A 702-nucleotide genomic window follows, 5' to 3' on the forward strand; every position below is an offset into this window, starting at 1 on the left:
CTCCAGGAAGTCGTCCCTTTCCCGATCCCTGGACTCCATGACACGCCCCCGTCCAACGAGGCCGCCGCCTTGCGTCGCGATCCAGGCACGCGGGCGTCGGAGGACCCCGGTGTCGCGCGCCCGAGCCTCGGAGTCCCCACCATGATTCCCCCGCCGTCCCTGCGGTATCTGCCCCATGGTGTGCTGGCGTCCCTGCTGCTGGGGCTGGTGCTGATGCCGCTGCTGTTCCCGCCGTCACTGGCGCGGGCGGGCAACCCGGGACCGGACACCTTCATCGACGAGGGCCCTCCCGGGGCCACGACCTCCCGGGAGGCCCGCTTCGTCTTCACCGCCACGACGCTGAAGCCCGTGTTCTGGTGCTCGCTCGACGGCAGCCTCTACATCCCCTGCGAATCCCCCTGGCGCCTGAAGGACCTGCCCGAGGGCGAGCACACCCTGGACGTGTACGCGGTGGACGTGAACACCACGCACCGCGACGTCACCCCCTCCGGCTGGGTCTGGAAGGTGACGAAGCCGCCCCAGGACGCGTCCCGGGCCCCGGCGGCGCGCTGACCCAAAGCGGGCTAGCGGCGCGTCGGGAGGATGGCGCTCGCCACCAGGCTCATCAGCTTGAGCTGGGGGCGCGGCAGCCGGCGCAGGGAGCGCAGCAGGCGCCGCATCTCCGGCAGGTCGTCCTTGTCCGTGGAGTCCTCTTCCCACAGC

General features: G+C 71.7%; 1 protein-coding gene and 1 pseudogene. One reads left to right on the top strand and one right to left on the bottom strand.

Features of this window, described 5'->3' with window-relative positions:
- Nucleotides 1-141: 141 nt before the first annotated feature.
- Nucleotides 142-552 (top strand): hypothetical protein, encoded by a 411-nt coding sequence (locus tag D7Y13_RS41955; protein ID WP_120533050.1) that lies wholly within the window; start codon nt 142-144, stop codon nt 550-552.
- Nucleotides 553-563: 11 nt separating this feature from the next.
- Here the strand turns inward: D7Y13_RS41955 and D7Y13_RS49665 are convergent.
- Nucleotides 564-702 (bottom strand): annotated as a pseudogene (locus D7Y13_RS49665) (XRE family transcriptional regulator); the annotation flags it as partial.

The sequence above is a fragment of the Corallococcus praedator genome (assembly GCF_003612125.1).
Taxonomy (GTDB): Bacteria; Myxococcota; Myxococcia; order Myxococcales; family Myxococcaceae; genus Corallococcus; species Corallococcus praedator.

Bases quoted from the DNA above. Each gene is read 5' to 3' on its own strand.
- D7Y13_RS41955 (WP_120533050.1), top strand. From the start codon at position 142: ATGATTCCCCCGCCGTCCCTGCGGTATCTGCCCCATGGTGTGCTGGCG.